This is a genomic window from Neisseria sp. (genome assembly GCF_041804105.1).
Classification (GTDB): domain Bacteria; phylum Pseudomonadota; class Gammaproteobacteria; order Burkholderiales; family Neisseriaceae; genus Neisseria.
The window spans coordinates 1-20,399 of the sequence record NZ_JBHCJY010000105.1 but is presented as its reverse complement, the minus strand read 5'-3'; the positions used below and the strand labels follow the sequence as shown (position 1 = coordinate 20,399).

General features: G+C 51.9%; 18 protein-coding genes and 1 tRNA gene. 11 read left to right on the top strand and 8 right to left on the bottom strand.

What is annotated here, in order from left to right:
* Positions 1 to 633: 633 nt before the first annotated feature.
* Both ACEYDX_RS09420 and ACEYDX_RS09415 read right to left on the bottom strand, forming a co-directional pair.
* Positions 634 to 2,004 (bottom strand): FAD-binding oxidoreductase, encoded by a 1,371-nt coding sequence (locus ACEYDX_RS09420; RefSeq protein ID WP_373741766.1) that lies wholly within the window; start codon positions 2,002 to 2,004, stop codon positions 634 to 636.
* A gap of 84 nt (positions 2,005 to 2,088) precedes the next feature.
* Positions 2,089 to 2,412 (bottom strand): hypothetical protein, encoded by a 324-nt coding sequence (locus ACEYDX_RS09415; protein ID WP_373741765.1) that lies wholly within the window; start codon positions 2,410 to 2,412, stop codon positions 2,089 to 2,091.
* Positions 2,413 to 2,937: 525 nt separating this feature from the next.
* On the opposite strand from ACEYDX_RS09415, the gene ACEYDX_RS09410 reads away from it, so the two are divergent.
* On the top strand, positions 2,938 to 3,417 hold the full coding sequence (locus tag ACEYDX_RS09410) for a peptidylprolyl isomerase (RefSeq protein WP_373741764.1): 480 nt from the start codon (positions 2,938 to 2,940) through the stop codon (positions 3,415 to 3,417).
* A gap of 108 nt (positions 3,418 to 3,525) precedes the next feature.
* On the opposite strand, the gene ACEYDX_RS09405 is transcribed toward ACEYDX_RS09410, so the two are convergent.
* Positions 3,526 to 3,861 (bottom strand): YbaB/EbfC family nucleoid-associated protein, encoded by a 336-nt coding sequence (locus tag ACEYDX_RS09405; RefSeq protein WP_373741763.1) that lies wholly within the window; start codon positions 3,859 to 3,861, stop codon positions 3,526 to 3,528.
* Positions 3,862 to 4,045: 184 nt separating this feature from the next.
* Here ACEYDX_RS09405 and tgt point away from each other — a divergent pair, with 184 nt between their 5' ends.
* The 7 genes from tgt (at position 4,046) to ACEYDX_RS09370 (ending at position 13,503) form a co-directional block, all read left to right on the top strand.
* Entirely contained in the window at positions 4,046 to 5,161 is a 1,116-nt protein-coding gene (gene tgt, locus ACEYDX_RS09400) for a tRNA guanosine(34) transglycosylase Tgt (RefSeq protein WP_373741762.1), read from the top strand.
* Between the two features lie 288 nt (positions 5,162 to 5,449).
* Entirely contained in the window at positions 5,450 to 6,541 is a 1,092-nt protein-coding gene (gene ychF, locus ACEYDX_RS09395; protein WP_373741761.1) for a redox-regulated ATPase YchF, read from the top strand.
* Positions 6,542 to 6,701: 160 nt separating this feature from the next.
* Positions 6,702 to 8,600 carry an acyltransferase family protein gene (locus ACEYDX_RS09390; RefSeq protein ID WP_373741760.1) on the top strand — a complete coding sequence of 633 codons (1,899 nt, stop codon included), beginning with the start codon at positions 6,702 to 6,704 and terminating at the stop codon, positions 8,598 to 8,600.
* Between the two features lie 233 nt (positions 8,601 to 8,833).
* Positions 8,834 to 10,132: a tyrosine--tRNA ligase gene (gene tyrS, locus ACEYDX_RS09385; protein WP_373741767.1), complete on the top strand. Its 1,299-nt coding sequence runs from the start codon at positions 8,834 to 8,836 to the stop codon at positions 10,130 to 10,132.
* Positions 10,133 to 10,403: 271 nt separating this feature from the next.
* Positions 10,404 to 10,480 (top strand) — tRNA-Val (locus ACEYDX_RS09380).
* Between the two features lie 353 nt (positions 10,481 to 10,833).
* Positions 10,834 to 12,735 carry a threonine--tRNA ligase gene (gene thrS, locus ACEYDX_RS09375; protein WP_373741759.1) on the top strand — a complete coding sequence of 634 codons (1,902 nt, stop codon included), beginning with the start codon at positions 10,834 to 10,836 and terminating at the stop codon, positions 12,733 to 12,735.
* Positions 12,736 to 13,107: 372 nt separating this feature from the next.
* Positions 13,108 to 13,503 (top strand): putative quinol monooxygenase, encoded by a 396-nt coding sequence (locus ACEYDX_RS09370; protein WP_373741758.1) that lies wholly within the window; start codon positions 13,108 to 13,110, stop codon positions 13,501 to 13,503.
* A 350-nt stretch (positions 13,504 to 13,853) separates the two neighbouring features.
* Here the strand turns inward: ACEYDX_RS09370 and ACEYDX_RS09365 are convergent, their stop codons facing one another.
* The 5 genes from ACEYDX_RS09365 to ACEYDX_RS09345 form a co-directional block, all read right to left on the bottom strand.
* Positions 13,854 to 14,729, bottom strand: a complete 876-nt coding sequence (locus ACEYDX_RS09365) for a hypothetical protein (RefSeq protein ID WP_373741757.1) — start codon at positions 14,727 to 14,729, stop codon at positions 13,854 to 13,856.
* A 75-nt stretch (positions 14,730 to 14,804) separates the two neighbouring features.
* On the bottom strand, positions 14,805 to 16,016 hold the full coding sequence (locus tag ACEYDX_RS09360; protein WP_373741756.1) for an NADH:flavin oxidoreductase/NADH oxidase family protein: 1,212 nt from the start codon (positions 16,014 to 16,016) through the stop codon (positions 14,805 to 14,807).
* Between the two features lie 36 nt (positions 16,017 to 16,052).
* Positions 16,053 to 17,051 (bottom strand): NADP-dependent oxidoreductase, encoded by a 999-nt coding sequence (locus tag ACEYDX_RS09355; protein WP_373741755.1) that lies wholly within the window; start codon positions 17,049 to 17,051, stop codon positions 16,053 to 16,055.
* Positions 17,052 to 17,116: 65 nt separating this feature from the next.
* On the bottom strand, positions 17,117 to 17,428 hold the full coding sequence (locus ACEYDX_RS09350; protein ID WP_373741754.1) for an ArsR/SmtB family transcription factor: 312 nt from the start codon (positions 17,426 to 17,428) through the stop codon (positions 17,117 to 17,119).
* A 181-nt stretch (positions 17,429 to 17,609) separates the two neighbouring features.
* Positions 17,610 to 18,476 (bottom strand): LysR family transcriptional regulator, encoded by an 867-nt coding sequence (locus ACEYDX_RS09345; RefSeq protein ID WP_373741753.1) that lies wholly within the window; start codon positions 18,474 to 18,476, stop codon positions 17,610 to 17,612.
* Positions 18,477 to 18,607: 131 nt separating this feature from the next.
* On the opposite strand from ACEYDX_RS09345, the gene ACEYDX_RS09340 reads away from it, so the two are divergent.
* The 3 genes from ACEYDX_RS09340 to ACEYDX_RS09330 form a co-directional block, all read left to right on the top strand.
* Positions 18,608 to 19,288: a hydrolase gene (locus ACEYDX_RS09340; RefSeq protein ID WP_373741752.1), complete on the top strand. Its 681-nt coding sequence runs from the start codon at positions 18,608 to 18,610 to the stop codon at positions 19,286 to 19,288.
* A gap of 89 nt (positions 19,289 to 19,377) precedes the next feature.
* Positions 19,378 to 20,010: an isochorismate family cysteine hydrolase YcaC gene (gene ycaC / locus ACEYDX_RS09335; protein WP_373741751.1), complete on the top strand. Its 633-nt coding sequence runs from the start codon at positions 19,378 to 19,380 to the stop codon at positions 20,008 to 20,010.
* An 89-nt stretch (positions 20,011 to 20,099) separates the two neighbouring features.
* On the top strand, positions 20,100 to 20,399 hold a 300-nt coding region (locus ACEYDX_RS09330), incomplete at its 3' end, for an NADPH-dependent FMN reductase (RefSeq protein WP_373741750.1).

Genomic DNA, 20,399 nt, shown 5'->3' with positions numbered 1-20,399 from the left:
GGTGGAGATGGCGATGCCGAATTCTTTTGCGGCTCTACGAATCGTCCATCCTTGACGGAGTTTTTTGAGCACGAGTTGTTTGAAGTCTTGTGAATAGGCCATGGTGGAATTGTATCGAATAATATGTTTATTTGCTATATGCGTACGGTTACGCCGTTTGGGGACGGCTAACCGTACCTACACTTGCTGATCGGGTTGCAATGATGCAAACATACAGGCTGTCTGAAAAAGTTTTTCAGACGGCCTTCGTTTCGGCATGAAATTGGGAAGCGGTGTTGTTCGCTGCCGTTTACATCTTGCGGCTTGACATCGGGTTCGCAGGCACGGTTAGCCCGACTTTTCAGGCGTAGCCGCATGCACGGCGGCACATGGATGCCGTCTGACAAATAAGTTGGCGGTTTGAAAAGCATCTGTATGCGCACGGTTACGCCGTTTGCGGAAGATTAGCCGTATCTGATGAGCAGCCGATGTTTGCCTGTGTGAAAATGAAGTGGCGCAGCGCGGTGTGTGAACTGCGGCAACCGTATTTCCAGACATATGTATTCGGTGCGGAACGGATTGGGGCGGTATAACGGAAACGGTACAGGCCGTCTGAAAAAAGTTTTTCAGACGGCCTGTATGGATTAAGGGCAGTTAGGGCAGCAGTTTGCCCGGATTCATGATGTTGTGCGGGTCGAGATGGGTTTTGACGGCGCGCATCAGGGTGATTTCGGCTTCGCTGCGTACTTCGGGCAGCCAGTGGTTTTTAATCATGCCGATGCCGTGTTCGGCGGCGATGGTGCCGCCGCAGGCGAGAACGTGGCGGTAAACGGCGGCATTGACGGCATCTTCGAAGCGGTACACATCGTTGTCCAATACATCGGCGAAAAAGGTGTTGTAATGCAGGCTGCCGTCGCCGAGATGCCCGAAAACAACGATTTCGATGCCGGGATATTGCCGCTGCAAGTCGCGGCCGCAGTTGTTGACGAACTCCGCCACACGTTCAATCGGGGTGGCGATGTCGTGTTTGATGCTGGTGCCGAGCTTGCGCTGTGCGGCGGAGATGTTTTCGCGCAGCGTCCACAGCTGCTGCCGTTCGGTTTCGGATTGGGCGATGACGCTGTTTTCCATATGGTTTTCCATCAGGAAATCCGCCAGCAGGGCATCGAGATTACTGTCGGGTAGCGAGTCGGACAACTCAATCAGAACGTGCCATTGCGCTTCGACAGGCTGTCTGATGCCGCTGAATGCCGACGACAAATCCAATGCGAAACGGCTGACAAGCTCGAAACTGCACAGGCGTTCGGCAAAGCGGCTCTGTACGGCACTCAGCAGGGCGGTAGCGGCTTCGATGCTGTCGAGGCCGACCCATGCGGTTGCCGTGGTTTGCGGCAGCGCGAACAGTTTTAAGGTGGCGGCGGTCATGATGCCGAGCGTGCCTTCGCTGCCGATAAAAAGGTGGCGCAAATCGTAGCCGGTGGTGTTTTTGTGGAGCGGTTCGAGATGGGAAACCAGTGTTCCGTCGGGCAACACCACTTCCAGTCCGAGTACCAAATCGCGCATGGAACCGTAACGCAAAACGTTCAAGCCGCCTGCGTTGCAGGCGATGTTGCCGCCGATTTGGCATGAGCCCTCGCTGGCCAGACTGAGCGGAAACAGCCGCCCGACCCGTCGGGCGGCGTTCTGTACGTTTTGCAGTACCGCACCGGCTTCGACGGTGATGCTGTTATCTGCTGTCGAGATGGTACGGATACGGTTGAGTTTGGACAGATTCAGCAGTACGCCGCCGTCGGGTACGGCCGCACCGCAGAGGCCGGTATTGCCGCCCTGCGGGGTAACGGGGATACGGTGTTCGGTACAGAACCGCATCAGTTTCTGTATTTGTGCGGTACTGTCGGGCATCACGATGATGTCTGCGCGTCCGGTAAAGCGGCGGCGTTGGTCGGTCAGCAGGGAGGGATTATCGGGAAATGCGGTTTCGCCCAGCAATGCGGACAAGGCGGAGCGCAGGGATTGTGGAATCATGATATTGCCGGAAACGGAAAAGGCCGTCTGAAAAATAAAAAACAGGATACCGAAGTATCCTGTTTCCGTATATCTGTAACGATATTATTTTGACGCAGAAGCGGCAGCAGAAGCAGCTTGGGTAGCGGCAGAAGCGGCAGCAGAAGCAGCGCCGGTAGCAGCAGAAGCGGCTTGGGTTGCAGCGCCGGTAGCGGCAGAAGCGGCAGCAGAAGCAGCGCCGGTAGCAGCAGAAGCGGCTTCGGTAGCAGCACCGGTAGCGGCAGAAGCAGCGTCGGTAGCAGCAGAAGCGGCAGATGCAGCAGCGGTAGAGGCAGCAGAAGCGGCAGATGCAGCGGTATTGGCAGCTTTGTCACCACAAGCAGCCAAAGCCAAAGACAACAGAGCAGCAGCAAACAGGGATTTTTTCATTTGTGGATACCTTCTTTATAAATCGATTTAAAAACAAAGTTAAAACAAAACGGCTTTTGGGATAAAGCCTGTGCAGTTGGAAATTCATTGCTGAATTTCCGCAATTATGCCCGACCGGAATAACCAATGCAACGGCATAAATACTGCACCCGATGGATACGATTGAGTTGATTAGTGTATCTATACGGGGTTTAAGTTCACGCAAATTTTTTCCGTTTGCAAAAATTTACAATTTTATTTTTGTAATTTTATTATATTTCAATAAGTTGTATTATTTTGGAATTCGGATGCTCTGAGTGGAAAATGCATAAAACGGCTGTCGGAAAATTACGGGAAGTTGTATGCAGGCAACACTTTTTCGGCGGATTGTGTAAAAAACCACACTAAACCGTGAAAAGGGTTGCACAGATACCGAGGGTTTGCGGTTGGATCGTCTGAAAAATAACTTGAGGTATTGTCGTGGCGGATGTGTTTACTGTGTTAAAATCATTTTTTCAACCGAATCAAACGAGACGAGAGTACAAAATGGCTATTGCTAAAAATTCCGTGGTAACGCTTCACTATGAAATGTACGATGCCGACAACCAGCTTTTGGACAAAACCGAAGAGCCGATTGCGTATCTGCACGGCGGTTACGACGGTATTTTCCCTTTGGTGGAAGAGGCCTTGCATGAGAAAAACGTGGGTGATGTAGTGGATGTGGTGCTGTCGCCCGATGATGCGTTCGGCGAACAGGATGAAAGCTTGGTGCGTATCGAGGACGCCGACGTGTTTCCGGTGGAGGTGGAAGCGGGCATGATGTTCGAAGCCGATGATCCTGAAACGGGCGGTGTGGTTATCTACCGCGTAACCGACATCGCCGACGGCAAAGTGGTGGTGGACGGCAATCATCCGTTTGCCGGTATGAAAATCCGTTTTAAAGCCACGGTCGACGGTATCCGTGAAGCAACTGCCGAGGAAATCGAGCACGGCCATGTGCACGGCGAACACGGTCATCACCACTAAAAACATGAGATTGTAGAAAAAGCCCGACGGTGTTTGTCGTCAGGCTTTTTCTGTATTTGGGGCCGTCTGAAAGTGTGTTTTTCAGACGGCCTGCCGTTTGCAGATGTTTTATTTGAAAAAATCGCCCATGCCTGCAGGCAGGCCTTGGGTAAACGCACCCATGGTTTTGTTGGACGTTTCTTCGGCCTTCGAGCCTGCATCGTTGACGGCGGCCAGAATCAGGTCTTCGAGCATTTCCTTGTCGTCGGCCGCTTCTTTAATCAAATCTTCGCTGATGTCGATTTTGCGAACGATATGGGCACAGGTCATGGTTACTTTTACCAAGCCGTTGCCTGCTTCTCCGTGTACTTCGGTTTCGGCGAGTTTGGCCTGCGCCTTTTTCATGTTTTCCTGCATCTGCTGCGCCTGTTTCATCAGGCCGCCTAATCCGGCTTTTCCGAACATGGGTGTGTACTCCTGTGGTGGTTGGGTCGGCTGAGAGCCGTATGGGGAAGACGATTATTTTATAACACTTGGCTGCGGTTAAGAAGCGGCATGTTTTCAGACGGCCTGTCTGCGGCTTGTCGGCCATAGGCCGTCTGAAAATCCGTTATAATCGCGCTTTATACCGATTTATCCCGCATACGCCATGCTCAAATTCACGCTCCACAAAACCGACGGCCACGCACGGCGCGGCACGCTCGAACTCAACCACGGCAAAATCGAAACGCCCGTGTTCATGCCCGTCGGCACCTACGGTTCGGTCAAAGCCATGACCCCACAGAACCTGCACGACATCAAAGCCCAGATTATTTTGGGCAACACTTATCACTTGTGGCTGCGGCCGGGTTTGGAAGTCATCGAACAGTTCGGCGGCCTGCACTGTTTCATCGGTTGGGACAAACCGATTCTCACCGATTCGGGTGGTTTCCAAGTGTTTTCCCTTTCCGATATGCGGAAACTGACCGAAGAAGGCTGCACGTTCAAAAGCCCGATTAACGGCGACAAACTGTTTCTCTCGCCCGAAATCTCCATGAAAATCCAAACCGTGCTGAATTCCGACATCGCCATGCAGCTCGACGAATGCACGCCGGGCGAAGCCACGCACGAGCAGGCCAGAAAATCGCTGCAAATGAGCCTGCGCTGGGCGGAACGCAGCAAAAAAGCGTTCGAAGACCTGAAAAACCCGAATGCCCTGTTCGGCATCGTACAGGGTGCGATGTATGAAGACCTGCGCGAAGAATCGCTGCGCGGTTTGGAAGAACTCGACTTCCCCGGCCTGGCCATCGGCGGTTTGAGCGTGGGCGAACCCAAGCCCGAAATGTACCGTATGTTACGCGCCGTCGGCCCGATGCTGCCCGCTCACAAACCGCATTACCTGATGGGCGTGGGTACGCCTGAAGACTTGGTGTACGGCGTGGCGCACGGCGTGGACATGTTCGACTGCGTGATGCCCACGCGCAACGCCCGAAACGGCTGGATTTTCACCCGCTTCGGCGACATCAAAATCAAAAACGCCAAACACAAGCTCGACACCCGCCCGCTGGATGAAAGCTGCACTTGCTACGCCTGCCAAAATTTCAGCCGTGCCTATCTTTATCACCTGCACAAAGCGGGCGAAATTCTCGGTGCGCAGTTGAATACCATCCACAATCTGCATTTTTATCAGGTCATTATGGAAGAAATGCGTGAAGCCATCGAGCAGGGCAAATTTGCTGACTGGCAGGCCAAGTTCCACGAAAACCGCGCACGCGGCACGGATTGAGTGCCACCAAATCAAACAGGCTGTCTGAAAAAACGAAGAACCGTTGTTTCTGCATAGGCTGCTTTGCGGATTGGGCAGTTGATTGGGAACGGCTTAGGCAGATACGGTATTGCCAATACCATACGCAGATAACGGCAGTTTGACGGCTTTCCGCTTTTCCGTTCCCGAACCCGTCAAACCAAACGAACAGGCCGTCTGAAACCTTTTTCAGACGGCCTTCGCGCGTTAAAGGCCGTCTGAACGTGTTATAATCCGCCGTTTCAAATCCAGCCATTTTCAGGAAAAAACATGAGCTTAAAATGCGGCATCGTCGGCCTGCCCAACGTCGGCAAATCCACCCTGTTCAACGCGCTGACCCAATCGGGCATCGAAGCGGCCAACTACCCCTTCTGCACCATCGAACCCAACGTCGGCATCGTCGAAGTGCCCGACCCGCGCATGGCCGAGCTGGCGAAAATCGTCAACCCGCAGAAAATGCAGCCCGCCATCGTCGAATTCGTCGACATCGCAGGCTTGGTGGCCGGCGCCAGCAAAGGCGAAGGCTTGGGCAACCAGTTTCTCGCCAATATCCGCGAAACCGATGCCATCGTGAACGTGGTGCGCTGTTTCGACGACGACAACATCGTACACGTTTCCGGCAAAGTCGATCCCATCGCCGACATCGAAACCATCGGCACCGAGCTGGCTTTGGCCGACCTAGCCAGCGTGGAAAAAGCCATCGTCCGCGAAGAGAAACGCGCGCGCAGTGGCGATAAAGACGCGCAAAAACTGGTGGATTTATGCAAAAAGCTGCTGCCACATCTGGACGAAGGCAAACCCGTGCGTTCGTTCGGTCTCGACGCGGAACAACTCGCCATGCTGCGCCCCCTGTTCCTGCTCACCGCCAAACCTGCGATGTACGTCGGCAACGTCGCCGAAGACGGCTTTGAAAACAACCCCCACCTCGACCGCCTGAAAGAACTGGCCGCCAAAGAAAACGCACCCGTCGTCGCCGTGTGCGCCGCCATGGAAAGCGAAATCGCCGAACTCGAAGACGAAGAAAAAGCTGAGTTCCTCGCCGAAATGGGCTTGGAAGAACCCGGCCTCAACCGCCTGATCCGCGCAGGCTACGACCTGCTCGGCCTGCAAACCTATTTCACTGCCGGCGTAAAAGAAGTCCGCGCATGGACAATCCATAAAGGCGACACCGCCCCGCAAGCCGCCGGCGTCATCCACACCGATTTCGAACGCGGCTTCATCCGCGCCCAAGTCATCGCCTACGAAGATTTCGTGGCTTTAGGCGGCGAAGCCAAAGCCAAAGAAGCGGGCAAAATGCGTGTGGAAGGCAAGGAATATGTGGTGAAAGACGGCGATGTGATGCACTTTTTGTTTAATGTGTAGCAGATTTTTAATTGAAATATTAAGATAGATGTGGGTTGTTTAGATAATTCAGACGGCCTTAATAGTAGTATAGAAATCCCGAAGCATCAGCCGTCTTACTGAAATCAAACCGGCATCAAAAAACAGATGCCGGCTTTTCTGTATCAAAAGGATATTTATTGTGAGTAAAATGTTTGCCTATCGTCCTGATATTGATACGTTGCGGGCGGTGGCGGTTTTGTCTGTCGTTATCTTCCATTTTGAACGGGCTTGGCTGCCCGGTGGGTTTCTCGGTGTTGATATTTTCTTTGTGATTTCGGGTTTTTTGATTACTTCGATTATTCACAGGGAGATGATGGACGGCACATTTTCTTTTAAGTCTTTCTATATCCGCAGGATTAAAAGGATTTTGCCGGCGTTTTTTACTGTGGTGTTCGTTACGCTGCTGGTTGCCGTATTTTTTTACTCGCCTGATGATTATAAATTTTTAGGGCGTTCGGCTTTCTCTTCCGTTTTGTTTGCCGCCAATCTTTATTTTGCACGCGGGCAAGGGTACTTCGATCCTGCCCAGGAAGAAAAACCGTTGCTGCATATTTGGTCTCTTTCTGTTGAAGAGCAATATTATTTTCTCTTTCCATTGTTATGTTTGTGGCTGGTGAAGCAGGGGTGGCGTAAGCAGTTTGTTTGTCTTGCTGTATTGATTGTTGCCAGTGCTGCCACAGCTTTTCTGCCTGCATTCGGTTTGGACAAATATTATCTGCCACACCTGCGTGCCTGTGAAATGCTTACAGGTTCTTTAGCAGCGGTGTGGATGCAGTATTGCCGTCTGAAAAACTGTTTCTCTGCCGAGCGCTTTGCTGCTCCTGCCAGTCTGATTTCGGCAGTTGCTTTGACAGCCTGCCTTGCTTTCTATCGGCCTGAAATGCCGCTTTTTCCCGGAGTGGCGGCATTGGTGCCGTGTTTTGCAGCTGCTGCGTTGATTTATTTTAATGGCTTTGAACACCGTTTTAAAAAGTTGTTCGAGTTCAAATGGATTGTTTTTATCGGCTTGATTTCATATTCGCTGTATCTGTGGCATTGGCCGGTATTGGCATTCGCCCGGTTCTGGCTGGGAGAACCGGAATTGCCGGTAACGTGGATGTTGCCGCTGGCTTTGGTCGTGATAGTGCTTTCATTGTTGTCTTACTATTTGGTGGAGCAGCCTTGCAGAAAAATTAGGTCAGCTTTCGGGTGGAATGCTGTTTTGCTGTATGTTTTGCCTGCCGTAGCGGTGGCGGTTTGTTGGAAAGTGTTGATGCAGTCCCCCTTGATTGAAAAGTATCGGGTCGGCGGATTGGCGCGAGATTATTCATCCTGCCACAATAATTTCGACAAGCGTTGTATTTGGGGGGCAGAAAATCGCAAACCGACGGTTTTGATGCTGGGGGATTCTCATGCTGACCATTACAAAACCTTTATCGATACCGTTGGAAAAAGTGAAAACTGGGCGGCTACATTGGTTTCTGCCGATACTTGCGCTTATGTGGAAGGTTACCGTTCGAGGTTATTTGATAGCAGTTCCGGTTGTCGTGCGGTTCATGAATATGCCCGTACTCATTTAAATGAGTATCCGGTAGTATTTTTAGCAATGCGTTGGGGTAATCAGATAGATGCGCAGTCCATCGCTTACGATCCGGAGTTTTTTGCCAAACTTGATGTCACGCTTGCCAAACTGTCGAAGGAAAAACAGGCGGTTTATTTGTTTACGGATACGCCTACGCTGACTCGGCACGGTTTGAGAAGCTACAAGCTGTCGCAGATATTCGGACATTCTCAGCCTGCATTCATGCCTGATGAAACCCATCGTAATGTATTGCTCGGTAACCGGAAAATAAAAGAAGCGGCAGCCCAATATACGAACGTATATATTGTTGATACTGCTTCGCTGATGCCTGTTGATTTTCAGTATGGCGGGAAACCGTTGTTTTCCGACGCAGATCATATCAATCCTTACGGTGGGAAAGTGTTGGCGGATAAGTTCCTACAAAAACATACCTTGTTGGCAGACAATGCCATAGCAACTGTTCAACCAAATCCCTGACGCAGTGGGCAGGAAAGGCAGTTTCGGGTATATTCTGTTTTACCGTGTTCTTTCTGGTCGGCATCGATAAGCACAAGTAGTCAGACTTTGAAAATAAAGCTTTGGTAGGCCGTCTGAAAATATGTTGTTTTTCTTTTCAGACGGCCTGCACATTACATTTCTCTGTATCTTGACTGTCATGTCAAACCATGCAGCAAAACCATCAAACTCAAACAACCATATAAATTATGACGATTTCCATCCTCCAAGATCTCCAATCGCGCGGCCTGATCGCGCAAACCACCGACTTTGAAGCCCTCGAAACCTTATTAAACGAGCAGAAAATCGCCCTCTACTGCGGTTTCGACCCTACCGCCGACAGCCTGCACATCGGCCACCTGCTGCCCGTGTTGGCTTTGCGCCGTTTCCAGCAGGCGGGGCATACGCCGGTTGCGTTGGTGGGCGGGGCGACGGGTATGATCGGTGACCCGAGCTTTAAGGCGGCCGAGCGCAGTTTGAATTCCGCCGAAACCGTGCAGGGTTGGGTGGAAAGCATCCGCGGCCAGCTCAAGCCGTTTTTGAGCTTCGAGGGCGACAACGCGGCGGTGATGGCGAACAATTACGACTGGTTCGGCGGCATGGGCTGCTTGGACTTTCTGCGCGACATCGGCAAGCATTTTTCCGTGAACGCGATGCTGGCGAAAGAGTCGGTCAAACAGCGCATCGAGCGCGACGACGTGGGCATTTCGTTTACCGAGTTCTCCTATGCGCTCTTGCAAGGCTATGATTTTTCGGAATTAAACCGCCGCCACAATGTGGTGCTGCAAATCGGCGGTTCCGACCAATGGGGCAACATCACTTGGGGCATCGACACCACACGCCGTCTGAACCAAAAACAGGTGTTCGGCCTGACCCTGCCGCTGGTTACCAAATCCGACGGCACCAAATTCGGCAAGACCGAAGGCGGAGCGGTGTGGCTGAATGCGCAGAAAACTTCGCCGTATCAGTTTTACCAGTTCTGGCTGAAAGTGGCCGATGCCGATGTATATAAGTTCCTGAAATACTTCACGTTCCTGACCGTCGAACAGATTGACGAAATCGAAGCGAAAGACAAAGCCAGCGGCACCAAGCCCGAAGCGCAGCGTATTCTGGCCGAAGAAATGACCCGCCTGATCCACGGCGAAGAAGCCCTGAAAGCCGCGCAACGCATCACCGAGAGCCTGTTCTCGGGCGACGAAAGCGGCCTGACCGAAAACGACTACGCCCAACTCGCCCTCGACGGCCTGCCCGCCGTTGAAGCCGAAGGCCGTCTGAACGTGGTGGAGGCTTTGGTTTTGAGCGGCTTGGCGAAGTCCAACAAAGAAGCGCGCGAGTTCGTGAAAAACAAAGCGGTGGTCATCAACGGGGAAACGGTCAGCGAAGCGAACAACGCCGACTTTTCGCCGGAAAAACCCGACGATGCCTACCTGCTTACCGACGCGCACAAACGCTTCGGCAAATACACCATCATCAAACGCGGCAAACGCAACCACGCGCTGCTGGTGTGGAAATAGGGCAGGGCGGTAAGGCCGTCTGAAAAATGACTAGGCTGTTGGGTGTCGTTATCTTATTGATAAAACGTAATTTATTTTCTTTGGGCTGCTTTCTACCTGTTCGGGAATGGATGGGGTTTTATCATCAAAGTGCTTGTTGAACACAGCGAAATATTTTCAGACGGCCTGTGCTTGCGGTTGGTTGCATCGGAATGTATCTGTACAGGCATCAGCAAATCGGCTTCAGCCCTTGCCAAGTTGAAATCATGTTGCGTATAATTGCGCGGATTACAGGCACGTAGCTCAGTTGGTTAGAGCACCACCTTGACATGGTGGGGGTCGTTGGTTCGATTCCAATCGTGCCTACCAAAATACGGTGGGAACAACAGAGGTTGCTGAAAACTTCCGTTGTTCCCTTTTTCTATATCCGTTTCAGACGGCCTTTGGATGCCGAAACCGAAGCATCGGAAGTTTGATATGGCTGCTGTTTAAACCTGCCGCGATTTTGATGCAGACGGAAACCCATGTTTGCAGCAGGCAGCGTTTTGGGCGGTCTGAGTGGAAAGCCGATGGTGCGTCCATCTAAAGACCAGCGGAAAGAAACGGCTTTAAGAAAGTATTTCAGACGGCATCTGAGCGGCAGGTTTGCCACATATCAGGCCGTCTGAAAAAATTATCGAATCAAATTAAACGATTATATTCAACTGTTTTGGAGTACCCCCATGATTAACATCACCCTGCCCGACGGCTCCGTCCGCCAATACGAAGCCCCCGTTACCGTGTCCCAAATCGCCGAGTCCATCGGCGCGGGTTTGGCCAAAGCCACGGTGGCGGGCAAGGTAAACGGCGTGTTGGTGGACGCGTGCGACCCGATTACCGCCGATGCCGCCGTGCAGATCATCACCCCGAAAGACCAAGAGGGCGTGGAAATCATCCGCCATTCCTGCGCGCACCTGGTCGGCCATGCCGTCAAACAGCTCTATCCCAATGCCAAAATGGTCATCGGCCCCGTGATTGAAGACGGCTTTTACTACGACATCGCCACCGAAAAACCGTTCACGCCCGAAGACGTGGCCGCCATCGAAGCGCGCATGAAAGAGCTGATTGCCCAAGATTACGACGTGGTCAAAGTGATGACCCCGCGCGCCGAAACCGTGAAAACCTTCACCGAGCGCGGCGAAGAATACAAGCTGCGCCTGATTGACGACATGCCCGAAGTCGAAGCGATGGGGCTGTACCACCATCAGGAATATGTGGACATGTGCCGCGGCCCGCACGTGCCCAACACCCGCTTTCTGAAACACTTCAAGCTCACCAAACTGGCCGGCGCATACTGGCGCGGCGACAGCAACAACGAAATGCTGCAACGCATCTACGGCACCGCTTGGGCCAGCAAAGACGAACTCAAAGCCTACATCCAGCGCATCGAAGAAGCCGAAAAACGCGACCACCGCAAACTCGGCAGACAGCTCGACCTCTTCCACCTGCAAGACGAAGCCCCCGGCATGGTGTTCTGGCACCCGCGCGGCTGGACGCTGTGGCAGATTATCGAGCAGCACATGCGCCGCGAACTCGACGCCGCAGGCTACCGCGAAATCAAAACCCCGCTCATGATGGACAAAACCTTCTGGGAAAAATCCGGCCACTGGGAAAACTACCAGGAAAACATGTTCGTTACCGAGTCCGAAAAGCGCACCTACGCCGTCAAACCCATGAACTGCCCCGGCCACGTCCAAGTGTTCAACCACGCCCTGCGCTCCTACCGCGACCTGCCCATGCGCCTGGCCGAATTCGGCTCCTGCCACCGCAACGAACCCTCCGGCGCCCTGCACGGACTCATGCGCGTGCGCGGCTTTGTGCAGGACGACGCCCACATCTTCTGCACCGAAGAACAGATTACCGCCGAAGCCCAAGCCTTCAACCAGCTTGTCATGAAAATCTACAAACAGTTCGGCTTCGAAAACATCTCCGTCAAACTCTCCCTGCGCCCCGAACAGCGCGCCGGCAGCGACGAAATCTGGGACAAAGCCGAACAAGGCCTGCGCGACGCCCTCACCGCCTGCGGCGTAGCATGGGAAGAACTCCCCGGCGAAGGCGCATTCTACGGCCCCAAAGTCGAATACCACATCAAAGACGCCCTCGGCCGCTCATGGCAGTGCGGCACCATCCAGCTCGACTTCGTCCTGCCCGAACGCCTCGACGCCGAATACGTTACCGAAGACAACGGCCGCGCCCGTCCCGTCATGCTCCACCGCGCCATCCTCGGCTCGCTCGAACGCTTCATCGGCATCCTCATCGAAGAACACGCCGGTTCCTTCCCCCTCTGGCTCGCCCCCGTGCAGATGGTCGTCATGAACATCACCGAAAAACAGGCCGGTTACTGCCGCGAAGTCGTCGAACAACTCAAAGCCGCCGGCTTCCGCGCCGAAGTCGATCTGCGCAACGAAAAAATCGGCTACAAAATCCGCGACAACAGCCAATACCGCTACCCCTACCAAATCGTCGTCGGCGACAAAGAAATGGAAAACGGCCAAGTCGCCGTGCGCCGCAAAGCCGAAGACCTCGGCAGCCTGAAAGTGGACGAATTTATTGCGCAGTTGCAGGCAGAATTGGCAAGCATTTAAAACCGCCGTGTGCCGAACATGAAGGCCGTCTGAAAGGCTTAGGGTAGGTGTCAATCTGCTGCTTTTTCAGACGGCCTTAACCGCAGGCAAATGCCTGTCTGAAATGTTCAGGCCGTCTGAAAACAGAACGGCGGGTTCACACCCTCCCTACGAATGCCGGATTAAATCCGGATTGGAACAACAACAAAATCATCAGGCCGCCCGAAAGAGATTTTCAGACGGCCTGATTCAAAATTGCTCTGTCAAAGCAGGTTGCCAGCCAGCCGGAAATCACAACGGGTTAAACTGCTAAGTGATGCCTGTCTGAAAAAATCCAGACGGCGTAGGGTGGGTGTCAACCCACCTTTCAGGCTGCCAGAAAAGGCGTGTAGAATGGACATTGCACACAGATCGGCTTGCCAAGTCCGACTTTCAGACGGCCTGAAAACAGAATGGCAGGTTGATGCCCGCCCTATGGAAACCAAGGAGACAACCATGTTTACTTCAGGATATTACATCACTGCCGAGCTGCGCTTGAAAGACGCCGCAAAAATCGGGCAGGCAAAGCAGGCTTTGTCGGTATTGGCAGAAAAAACGCTCACCGAAACGGGCTGTTCGATTTTTACCGTACACCACGATACAAATGAACCCACGCGCTTCCTGTTGTGGGAGCGTTTTGATGACGAACAGGCATTCAAACGGCATTTTGACGAACCGCACACCCGAGACTATATGGCTTTGGATCTGACAGAAGTGGTACAGTATTTCGTCAGTAATGTACTGGATTAAATCCGGATTGAAAAAGCAACAAAATCATCAGGCCGTCCGAAAGAGATTTTCAGACGGCCTGAATTCAAAATTGACCTGTCAAAACCGTTTTTCAGCCTGAAATAGCAAAGGGTTCATCCGCCATGTAATGCCTGTCTGAAAATTCAGACGACGTAGCCGTAGGGTGGGTGTAAACCCACCTTTCAGGCTGCCAGAAAGCCGGCCGAACCTGTGGTCGGCAGGCGTTACGCCCCAGCCGTGGACGATAAAGGCACGTTTCATGGTCTGCATTCCTTGCATCGGTGTCGAACGGGACGTTGCGCAGGCGGACAGGGCGAGCGCGGCAGCGGTGAGGCAGAAAGTTACGGCAGTTACGGATTAACTTGCCGACCATTGTCAATAAAAACAAGCGTTTTCTCAACATCATACGCATGAATGGCTGAACTAAATACCGCTATTCTTCCAGAAAGCTTTTTTAATTCATCGCTTTGAAAAAATGCACTCATCGCTTGACGGTCGGCAAAACCCAAAATCAACGCCCCATGAAACTGCACTTCTGGCGCATTATCATGTGCCACATTGGGTGAATTCCATTGACTTTGTTTCCATGGACTATATGCTTTGGTACGCAATTCTTTCAATTTGCCCATATTCGCCAAACTTGGTGCTAATTCGTGATTGATAAATTGTTGAAATTCATGTTCACTGATATTGGATCGTTTGCGAATAAAGACCATACTCCGAGCGGTTACAACATCATTGCGGTTGGCTACATGATACCACTTGGAATTTTTAGGAAATGACGCATACAAAATGGTGCGGTTAAATAAATTCACTTCATCAGCATGTGCCAACTGATTTTGCTTTTTTCCTCGTAATAAAGACAAATAGCCTTTTAAAGTAACATCGGCCACCCCATCAATTTTTCTTTTGGCAGGAATATGCGTTTCCACGCCATCAATGGCGTGCCACAAACCTGTATTGTGTTCTGCAAAATGAATTTGACGATACTCTTTCAAACCCTTATTGGCAGAAATAATTTGAGCATGCGCCCCTTGCCAACGCTGCATACTATCTTGACGCGGTTTATCGGCCCGCATCCACAATAAAATTGATGACGATAAATTTTTTTCAACCGGCACTGCAGTTTGCACAGGCATTACAGACATCGTTTCAGCTTGACTATTCATATTTAATGTAAAACCCAACAATAATGTAGCTAATTTTGTTACGGTATTGTTTTTCATAGTATTTAAAATTCAAAAAATAAATTGTTAATAGGTGCTGGTTCATATTTTCAGGCTGCCTGAAACCGATTGAACTCAACTCCGACCCGTACTCAATCCAGCCTTGCCATTCACCCACAAAGCTTTCAGCAACACTTTCCACGGCGACAGACTCGGGTTTGGCTGTTTGCCTTTTCCGATTAACGCCATTTGCGCCATATACCAATCCATCTCCAGCACCGCGCCGACTTTGTTATCCACTGCCGCCACACCGGTTTTGATTCGGTTGGTGGTGATGGTCTGATAAGCGCCTTGCCGGATTTGGTTCGGCAAATCAGGCATTAAGGCAAACGGGCGGGCGATGCCGATAAAGTCCAGATGCCCGCTTTGCAGCGCTTCGTTCATGGCGGCTTCAGAACGGAAACCGCCCGTGATAATCAGCGGCACTTGGCTGACGGCACGCGCTTTTTCCGCATAATCCAAGAAAAAGGCTTCCCGTTTTTTCGTGCTTTCCTTCGCCGTCAGCATTTCGGGGCTTTCGTAATTGCCGCCTGAAATTTCGATAAAATCTATTCCCAATTCCGACATTTTCTGCACCACTCGAATGCTGTCGCTTTCATCGAAGCCGCCTTTTTGGAAATCGGCGGAATTCAATTTCAAACCCACCAAAAATTCAGGGCGCACCGCCGCCCGAATGCCTTGGTAAATTTCCACCAAAAAGCGCATACGGTTTTCCAAACTGCCGCCCCATTTGTCGTTGCGGCGGTTATGGTGCGGCGACAAAAACTGGCTGATCAAATAACCGTGCGCCCCGTGGATTTGCACGCCCGAAAACCCCGCCTGTTCGGCAAGCCGTGCGGTTTCGATAAACCGGCCGACCAACTCTTCAATCTCGCCGGCGGCCAATTCGCGCGGCGGATTGATAAAGCCGTCCATGCCCTGCAAGGCAACTGCACTCGGCGCAACAGGCGTGGGCGACAGCACTTTGGGCGACTGTTTGCCTGCGTGGTTAATCTGCATAATCAATAAAGTATTGTTTTGCTTCCCTGCATTTGCCCATGCTTTGAGCGTGTCCATACTGCGATCATCGGTCAGCACCACATCGTTAATCGAGCCTTTGCCGTTGTCGGCCACCATCACATTGCCCGTAACCAATACGCCCGCGCCGCCTTTGGCCCATGTGTCATACAGGCGGACAAGCTGTTCGGTCGGCTGGTTGTGTTTGGCAAGCTGCTCTTCCATGGCGGATTTGAAGAAACGGTTTTTGGCGGTTTGGCCGTTTTTAAAAGTAAAAGGTTGAAATAACATAAAAATATCCTAATGAAATTTAATAAAAAATACAGTTTATCGCATACTAACCACAATTTTTCCGCGTGTGCGGCCTTGCTCCAATTCATCAAATGCTTGATTGATTTCTTCAAACGGATAAACGGATTGGGTATAAGGTTTAATGTGCCCCTGTTCAACCAACCGGGCAATTTGGGCAAGCTGTTTACCGTTGGCTTGCATAAACAAAAATTGATAATCCACTTTTTTTCTGCAACTCGCGCAACGAACGCCACGGCTTAAAAAGTACATCGCCAGTTGCAAAAATACATTTAAACCTGCTTTTTTCGCATAAGCTGGCGTAGGCGGGCCTGAAATAGAAATCAAACGACCGCCTTTTTTCATAACTTTCAATGAATTAAGCAAAGTTTTTTTGTCCAAACTATTGAGTACCACATCATAATCTTTCAACACACCAGTGAAATTTTGTTTTTTATAATCAATCACCAAATCTGCGCCCAAGCTTTTCACAAAATCCACATTTGCCGTGCTGGCGGTGGTTGCCACAAATGCCCCCAAATATTTCGCCAACTGGATGGCAACTGTTCCCACGCCGCCCGCTCCCGCATGAATAAAGACTTTTTGCCCTGCTTTCACTTGCGCGGTTTCCACCAACGCTTGCCAAGCCGTTAAAGCCACAAGCGGTAAACCTGCCGCATCCGCCATCGACAAATTATTGGGCTTTTTCGCCGCATCATCTTGATGAATGGCGATTTTTTCAGCAAACGCACCAATTCTGCCATCACGCGGACGGGCAAAAACTTCATCGCCCACCGCAAATTGGCGCACATTTTTGCCCACCGCCACCACTTTGCCAGCCACATCATGCCCCAAAATCAAGGGGAACGAATACGGCACGAGCATTTTGAATTCGCCGCTTTTGATGCGTAAATCCAAGTGGTTCAATCCTGCGGCATACACCTCCACCAGCACATCGTCATCATTCATAACAGGTTCGGGCATATCGCCCAAAATCGCAGGGGCTTTCTGATATTGTTTAATAAAATAGGATTTCATGAAAATTCGTTCCTGTAGATTTATAAGTTCATAAGTTTAAAAATTTAAACATCAAAATGAAAAATTTAAGGTTGGATGCAGCCGTCTGCCACAAACGATGCCATCAAGCGTTGAAAGCGTTCGCCGGCTTGTTGCAAGGTAGCGGTGTAATAACGCTCTTTGCCATGTTGTTCCACCGCCACCAAACCCGCGTCCAACATAATTTTCAGATGATGCGACACCGCAGGGCGCGACAAATGCAGGCGTTCGGTCAAATCATTAACATTCAGGCTGCCGTGCTCAAACAGAATATGCAGAATCATCAAGCGGTTTTCATCGCTTAACACGGTGAACGTGGGGATACATTCTTTTAATATCTCTATGGTTTGTTGGGACATGGCTGCCAATCCAGTTTATACGTTTAAAAATTTAAACCTATTTTAAGTTGCGGCTACTATAAAGTCAAGGCTGATATAAACGCAAAAACGGCCGGAAGCATCAAGGCCGTCTGAAAACTTTTCAGACGGCCTGAATTTATCTATTCGATTATTTCTATTGATTTTATTGAAAATCAAATTGTTACCGCCGGCCGAATTTTTCCAGCAGAAAATCCGCCATGCTGCGCACGGTGGGAACAGAGCCGCGGTTTTTGTAATACACGAGATACAGCGGCACGGTATCGACCGCCCATTCGGGCAGCAGCCGCACCCAGCCTTCGCGCAGCATGTTGTCGAAACAGGGCAGCAGCGCGATGCCGGCGCCGTCGGAAACCATTTGGCCGAGCAGATTGGCATCGTTGCTGCTGAGTTTGCTGCCGCCCTGTATGTGCACGCTGTGCTGCTTGCAGGTAAAGCGCCATTCGGGGCCGTCGTATTTGTTTAACAGCGCATGGCCGTGCAGCTCGTGCGGGCTTTTGGGGCGGCCGGCGCGTTGCAGGTAGCTTTCGGCGGCAAACAGCCCCAGCTCGATGTCGGCGAGTTTGCGGGCAACGACGTTATCGCCTTCGGGCAGGCCGAGGCGCAGGGCGATGTCGATGCCGTCTTGAATCATATTCACTTTTTTATTGTTGATTTCGACTTCCAGCATTACATCGGGATAGCGGCGCATGTATTCGGCCAGATGAAGCATCAGAAAGCCGCGCCCCACTTCGGTGGAAACCGACAGCCGCAAGAGGCCGCCGGGCGTGTCGAGCTTGCCCTGCACGCTGTTTACGGCGGTTTGCGCCGCCAACATCATTTCCTGCGCGCGTTGGTAAAACTGTTCGCCCACTTCGTTGAGCAGCACACCGCGTTTGCTTCTGTCCATCAGCGCGGTACCTAAGTCCGCCTCCAAGCGGCTGATGCGGCGGCTCAGGCGCGATTTGGGGATATTCGCCAAATCCGCCGCCTTGCTGAAACTGCCCGCCTGCACCACCGCCACAAACAGGCGGATATCGTTTAAATCCACATTACCCATTTTTTTGTTCTATTTTTGCAACTTAAAGTTTGATTTTTATATCTTGTTGCAAAATTATGCGTATCTATAATGCGCCCTGTCAACAAGACACTTTTAAATAAACACTCAACAAGGAAACTGTAATGAGCCAACCTGCAAACTTCAACGGCGCCGCGCCGAAAATCGACCCCGCCAACGCCGCGATGCTGTTAATCGACCACCAAAGCGGCCTGTTCAATACCGTGCGCGATTTAAACGTGCGCGAACTGCGGGCCAATGCCGTTACTTTGGCAAAAATCGCCACTTTGGCCAAAATGCCTGTGATTACCACCGCTTCTGTGCCACAAGGCCCCAACGGCCCCCTGATTCCCGAAATTCATGAAGCCGCGCCGCACGCGCAATACGTTGCGCGTAAAGGTCAAATCAACGCTTGGGATAACCCTGATTTCGTGGCAGCCGTCAAAGCCACCGGCAAGAAGCAACTCATCATCGCCGGCACCATCACCAGCGTGTGCATGGCCTTCCCCGCCATTTCCGCCATTGCCGAAGGTTATCAGGTGTTCTGCGTGATTGACGCTTCCGGCACCTACAGCAAAATGGCGCAGGAGATCACTTTGGCGCGCATCGTGCAGGCAGGCGCCGTGCCGATGGACACCGCCGCCGTGTGCTCGGAAATCCAGCAAACCTGGAACCGAGACGACGCCGCCGAATGGGCGAAAGCTTACGAGCTGATTTTCCCCGAATACCAACTGCTGATTGAGAGCTACACCAAAGCCCGCCAAGTGGAGCACGACGGCGAGCAACTGGATTCGGAACGCGCTTGATTTATTTTTGATTAACCCGTTTCAGACGGCCAACCCTTCCCGATAAGGCCGTCTGAAAAAACCCACCGCCTCAAATAAGGAAACCCAAAATGGCAAACAAAAAACCCTATATCCGCTTAGACAAAAACGACGCCGCCATGCTGCTGGTGGACCACCAAACCGGCCTGCTTTCGCTGGTGCGCGACATCGACCCCGACAAATTCAAAAACAACGTGCTGGCCACCGCCGATTTAGCCAAATATTTCGGACTGCCCACCATTCTCACCACCAGCTTTGAAAACGGCCCCAACGGCCCCTTGGTGCCCGAACTGAAAGAAATCTTCCCCGACGCGCCCTATATTGCCCGCCCCGGCAACATCAACGCTTGGGACAACGAAGAATTCGTCAAAGCCGTCAAAGCCACCGGCAAAAAACAACTGATTATTGCCGGCGTGGTAACCGAAGTTTGCGTGGCCTTCCCTGCCCTTTCTGCCATTGAAGAAGGTTTCGACGTATTCGTGATTACCGATGCGTCGGGCACCTTCAACCAAATGACCCGCGACGCCGCATGGGACCGCATGAGCCAGGCCGGCGTGCAACTGATGACCTGGTTCGGCGCCGCCTGCGAACTGCACCGCGACTGGCGCAACGACATTGAAGGCTTGGGCGCGCTGTTCGGCAACCATATCCCCGATTACCGCAACCTGATCACCAGCTTCAACACGCTCACTCAGGGTAAATAAACGCAAAACAGGCCGTCTGAAAAATGTTTCAGACGGCCTGATTAGGTTTAGAATGGCAACCGTTTAACCGCACCCAAAAAGGAATAACAATGACCAAAATCGCCCTCGTTATCGGCAGCTTGAGCAAACAATCCATCAACCGCGCCGTGGCCGGATACATCGCCGCGCAAGCGCCCGCAGGCGTGGCAATCGAAGAAGTGCAAATCCGCGATTTGCCGCTCTACACGCAAGACCTCGATGCCGAAAGCGTGCCGCAATACGAACGCGTGCGCGCGCAGCTCAAAGCCGCCGACGCCGTGCTGATTGTCAGCCCCGAACACAACCGCGCCATGCCCGCCGCCGTGAAAAACCTGATCGACATCGCCTCGCGCCCCTACGGCCAAAACGTG